This window comes from Sphingomonas sp. 66-10 (genome assembly GCF_001897045.1).
Lineage (GTDB): Bacteria > Pseudomonadota > Alphaproteobacteria > Sphingomonadales > Sphingomonadaceae > Sphingomonas > Sphingomonas lycopersici.
In genome coordinates, this window is sequence record NZ_MKRR01000020.1 from 6,829 (window position 1) to 11,590 (window position 4,762).

At 67.3% G+C, this 4,762-nt stretch carries 5 protein-coding genes and 1 pseudogene; 3 read left to right on the forward strand and 3 right to left on the reverse strand.

Translation table 11 applies throughout. The features are described 5' to 3' along the window. Both ispH and msrB read right to left on the reverse strand, forming a co-directional pair. A pseudogene (gene ispH / locus BGN95_RS02470) lies at positions 1–485 on the reverse strand (4-hydroxy-3-methylbut-2-enyl diphosphate reductase); the annotation flags it as partial. A 37-nt stretch (positions 486–522) separates the two neighbouring features. Continuing rightward, positions 523–957 (reverse strand): peptide-methionine (R)-S-oxide reductase MsrB, encoded by a 435-nt coding sequence (msrB, locus tag BGN95_RS02475; RefSeq protein ID WP_286771525.1) that lies wholly within the window; start codon positions 955–957, stop codon positions 523–525. Between the two features lie 221 nt (positions 958–1,178). Here msrB and BGN95_RS02480 point away from each other — a divergent pair, with 221 nt between their 5' ends. Further along, entirely contained in the window at positions 1,179–2,441 is a 1,263-nt protein-coding gene (locus BGN95_RS02480; protein WP_286771517.1) for a glutamate-5-semialdehyde dehydrogenase, read from the forward strand. Positions 2,442–2,519: 78 nt separating this feature from the next. On the opposite strand, the gene BGN95_RS02485 is transcribed toward BGN95_RS02480, so the two are convergent. Next, positions 2,520–3,191 (reverse strand): DUF7847 domain-containing protein, encoded by a 672-nt coding sequence (locus BGN95_RS02485; RefSeq protein ID WP_179512173.1) that lies wholly within the window; start codon positions 3,189–3,191, stop codon positions 2,520–2,522. A gap of 534 nt (positions 3,192–3,725) precedes the next feature. Here BGN95_RS02485 and aqpZ point away from each other — a divergent pair. Further along, positions 3,726–4,460, forward strand: a complete 735-nt coding sequence (gene aqpZ, locus BGN95_RS02490; RefSeq protein ID WP_286771518.1) for an aquaporin Z — start codon at positions 3,726–3,728, stop codon at positions 4,458–4,460. A 28-nt stretch (positions 4,461–4,488) separates the two neighbouring features. Beyond that, positions 4,489–4,762 (forward strand): nucleotidyl transferase family protein (locus BGN95_RS02495; RefSeq protein ID WP_502688238.1); only part of this gene is annotated, 274 nt, incomplete at its 3' end.

A 4,762-nucleotide genomic window follows, 5' to 3' on the forward strand; every position in this document is an offset into this window, starting at 1 on the left:
GTCAGTGCCTCGACGTCGGCCAGGTCCTGCACCAAAGTCATCGCCCCCGCGGGCACCTGGCCGAAGGTGCCGATCACCTCGGGGTGGCCGGCATGGCCGATGAAAACGATATGGCGCCCGGCGGCGACCAGCCGCTCCGCCTGGCGATGCACCTTGCTGACCAGCGGGCAGGTCGCGTCGAGATAGTCGAGCCCGCGCGCATCGGCATCGGCCGGCACCGATTTGGGCACGCCATGCGCCGAAAAGACCACCGGGGCGCCATCGGGCACTTCGTCCAATTCCTCGACGAAGATCGCGCCGCGTTTCCGAAGGCTGTCGACGACGAATTTGTTGTGGACGATCTCGTGGCGGACATAGACCGGAGCGCCGTGCTTCTCGATCGCCAGCTCGACGATGCGGATCGCGCGGTCGACCCCGGCGCAAAAGCCCCGCGGGGCGGCGATCAGCAGGTCGAGCGCTGGCTTGTCGGTCGGCTTGTCGGGCATGGCGCGCCTTTACGGGCTGGGAGGACGGTGGGCAACCTCACGCAGGCCGGAAAGCGAGCGCGAGGCCGTTCATGCAATAACGCTTGCCGGTCTGTCTCGGTCCATCGTCGAAAACATGGCCGAGATGCCCGCCGCAGCGCCGGCATAGTACCTCGGTGCGGATCATCCCCAACGTCTTGTCGGTGCGCGTCCGCACCGCATCGGGCAAGGGCGCCCAGAAGCTCGGCCACCCCGTCCCGCTGTCGAATTTGGTGCGCGAGGCGAACAGCGGCAACGCGCAGCCGGCGCAGACGAAGGTGCCCGTGCGATGCTCGCTGTTGAGCGGGCTGCTGAACGGCCGCTCGGTCGCGGCCTGGCGCAGCACGCGATAGGCCGCGGGGGAGAGCCGGGCGCGCCATTGCGCGTCGGTGAGGGAGACTTCGAACCGTTCCGGCGCCGCCAGCGCCGCGCTGGCGATTCCGCCGGCGAGCATGCCGAGCAGAAAATTGCGTCGGTTGGCGTTGGTCATGCCGTTAATCTAGCGCATCGCGTGCCAAATATGAACCGTTCGCCCTGAGCCTGTCGAAGGGCGGCCCCACCCCTCGGATGGCAGGACGCCCTTCGACAGGCGCAGGGCGAACGGTAGAGGCGACAATCGTGATTGATGCGTGCCGCCATTCCCACTCGCACCCCGGCATGATAGGCGCAGGCCCGATGCTCGACAGCCAGTCCCCTTCCGCCCTGATCGCGACGATGGCCGGCGAGGCGCGCGCCGCCGCGCAGGCGCTCGCGCTTCTTTCCACCGAGCAGCGCCGCGCCGGGCTGCGCGCCGCCGCCGAAGCGCTGCGTGCCGCGCGCGCCGAGATCATCGCCGCCAATGCGCTGGATATGGAACGCGGCGCGGCGAACGGCCTCTCGCCGGCGATGCTCGATCGGCTGCGGCTCGACGACGCGCGCGTCGCGGCGATGGCCGACGGGGTGGCGACGGTGGCGACGCTCGACGATCCGGTCGGCGCGACGATCGACGAGGTGACGCGCCCCAACAGCCTCGTGCTGCGCCGCGTCCGCGTGCCGATCGGGGTGATCGGGATCATCTACGAAAGCCGCCCCAACGTTACCGCCGATGCCGCTGCGTTATGCGTGATGTCGGGCAATGCGGCGGTGCTGCGCGGCGGATCGGAGGCGGTGGAGAGCAATGCCGCGATCCACCGCGCCTTCGTCGCCGGGCTGGCGCAGGCCGGCGTGCCCGCGGGGGCGGTGCAGCGCGTCGCGACCACCGATCGCGCCGCGGTCGGCGCGATGCTCACCGCCGACGGGCTGATCGACCTCATCGTGCCGCGCGGCGGCAAGAGCCTCGTCGCCCGCGTGCAGGCCGAGGCGCGGGTGCCGGTGCTGGCGCATCTCGACGGGATCAATCACGTCTTCGTCCACGCCGCCGCCGATCGCGCGATGGCCGAGCGGATCGTGGTCGATGCGAAGATGCGGCGCACCGGGATCTGCGGGGCGATGGAAACCCTGTTGATCGATATCGCCTATCCCGATCCGGCGGCGCTGATCGCCGCGCTGGTAGCGACCGGCTGCGAGGTGCGCGGCGACGGCCGCGCGCGTGCGGTGGCGCCCGGGATCGCGGCGGCGGACGATGCCGATTGGGACACCGAATATCTCGACGCGATCGCCTCGGTCGCGCTGGTCGACGGGCTGGAGGGCGCGCTGGCGCATATCGCGCGGCACGCCTCGCACCATACCGACGCGATCGTCACCGCCGATGAAGGCGTGGCGCAGCGCTTCCTCGCGCAGGTCGATTCGGCGATCGTGCTGTGGAACGCCTCGACGCAATTCGCCGACGGCGGCGAATTCGGGCTGGGCGCGGAGATCGGCATCGCCACCGGGCGGCTCCACGCGCGCGGGCCGGTCGCGCTGGAGGGGCTGACGACGTACAAATGGCTCGGGCTGGGGACGGGGCAGGTGCGGGGGTGATCGGCGCAAGTTGACCCGCCGCCCGGACAATGCCGGGTGGGGCAGCCGTCCGCGGTTTCGCCGGGGCGATCGTCTTGGTCAGGCGAAAATGTCACCCAGCCGATCGGTGTCCGGTCCGTCCTTCCATTCGCGCAACTCGACGAACAGCGCCGTGAACATCGTTGTCGTCCAGGTCAGGACGATCGTGTTGAGCAGCGACATGACGATCTGTGCAGGTAGGGCGGCCGGTTGCGTTTCCGGTCGAAGCCCGGCGGTGAGGACGACGAATCCCCCGAGCAAATTGACGATCAGGGCGATCGCGACGGTCAGCAGGAGTATCCCCAATATCTTCCACCGCGCGCCATTGGTCAGCGCGGCGCTGCGCTTGAACGCACCAAATACGCCGGGTTCTTCTGCGACCATCGCGACCATCGCCATCGACCAGATCACCGCAAGAAAGATGCCCGGCACCAACAACAGCGTGAAGCCGATCCCGGTCGCTATCGCGTAGAGCAGGTAGACCGCCAGCATCGGCAGGCTGCGCATTCCGCCAGTGTATAGAATTTCGCCGAGGTCGGGCCGCCGTCCCTCGACATAGGCCAGCCCCGCCTGAATCACCGCCGCGACCGCGACGGCCCAGAAAAACAACTGGACCACCCAGCCCATCATCATCTTGAGAAAGAAACTGTCGGTCAGCGCGCCATAATAAGCGCCGGTTATTGCCTCGCTCAGGCTCGTTTCACTGAACAGCAGGCTGGGGATCATCGTCATCGCGAATGTCGTGCCGATGGTCAGCAATGGATGAGCACGGATTATCGCAAAAGCCCGTGCGAACGCCCTGCCCACCGACATTCTATGATGATCATCGCCAAGAGCATATGCGACCATCGTGCTTTCCTCCCCCGTTGTTATTCACTCAGATCTGCATCTGCCCTCAAACTGCAATCGCCCCGGGCGTCATTCGCTTCGGTAGTTCGCGGGATTTTCCAGGCCTTAGCATCGAGTGCGCGGTTCGCTAAGTAAATAGCATTGTGTTTTCGTATATCCGTAGAATGTGGGGATAGCTTTATCGAACAAGACGCGGGTGGCCGGATCGATAGGTGTCTAATCCGCGCCAGCCCTCGGCATCATCGCTCCGGCGCGCGCTTTTCCGCTCAGCGCCGATGCACGGCGCGCTCGGTTCTCGCCCTCCAGCACCTTGCGCTCCCCCCGCTTGCCCCAATGATATCCGTGCCTTATCCTCCCGTTATTACGTGGGAGAATGAAGAACGATCGTCACAAAGTCGCAAAGGAGGACAAGGGGATATGGTGCCAATACACAAGCGTTGTGCCGCCGAAGCATTCGGCACCTTCTGGCTGGTCTTGGGGGGATGCGGCAGCGCCGTGCTCTCCGCGGCTTTTCCGGGCGTCGGGATCGGGCTCCTCGGGGTCGCGCTCGCCTTCGGGCTGACCGTGCTGACGATGGCCTATTCGATCGGCCATATCTCCGGCTGCCACCTCAACCCCGCGGTCACCTTCGGGCTGTGGGCGGGCAAACGCTTTCCGGCGAAGGACATCATTCCCTATGTCGTCGCGCAGGTGGTCGGCGCGATCGTTGCGGCGGCGCTCCTGTGGTGCATCGCCAGCGGCAAGCCGGGGTTCGAACTCGCGCCCAACGGGCTGGCGGTCAATGGCTTCGGTTCGCAATCGCCGGGCGGCTACGGCCTCCATTCGGCGTTGATCATCGAGGTGGTGATGACCTTCGCCTTCCTCGCGATCATCATGGGATCGACCGATACCCGCGCGCCCTCCGGCTTCGCGCCGATCGCGATCGGGCTGGGGCTGACGCTGATCCACCTCATCAGCATCCCGGTGACCAACACCTCGGTCAATCCGGCGCGCAGCACCGGGCCGGCGCTGATGGTCGGAGGGCTCGCGCTCCAGCAGCTCTGGCTGTTCTGGGTCGCGCCGATCGTCGGCGGGATCCTCGCGGGCTTCGGCTATCGCGCGCTGGTCGGCGATCCGCCGTCGGCACCCCCGGTGGTCGGCGAACCGATCTGATGACACGAGGCCGGTCGCGGTGCGGAATCTGACCCGCACCGGTCTCCTTGGCGGGTCGTTCAACCCGGCGCATCGTGGTCACCGCGGGGTCAGCCTCGCGGCGATCCGCGCGCTGGGGCTGGACGACATGTGGTGGCTCGTATCGCCGGGCAACCCGCTCAAGCCCAAAGCAGGGATGGCCCCGCTGCCGCAACGGCTCGCCTCGGCGCGGGCGATGGCGCGCCGCGCGCCGATCCGCGCAAGCGATATCGAGACGCGGCTCGGCACGCGCTACACCGCCGATACGCTGGCGAAACTCGTCC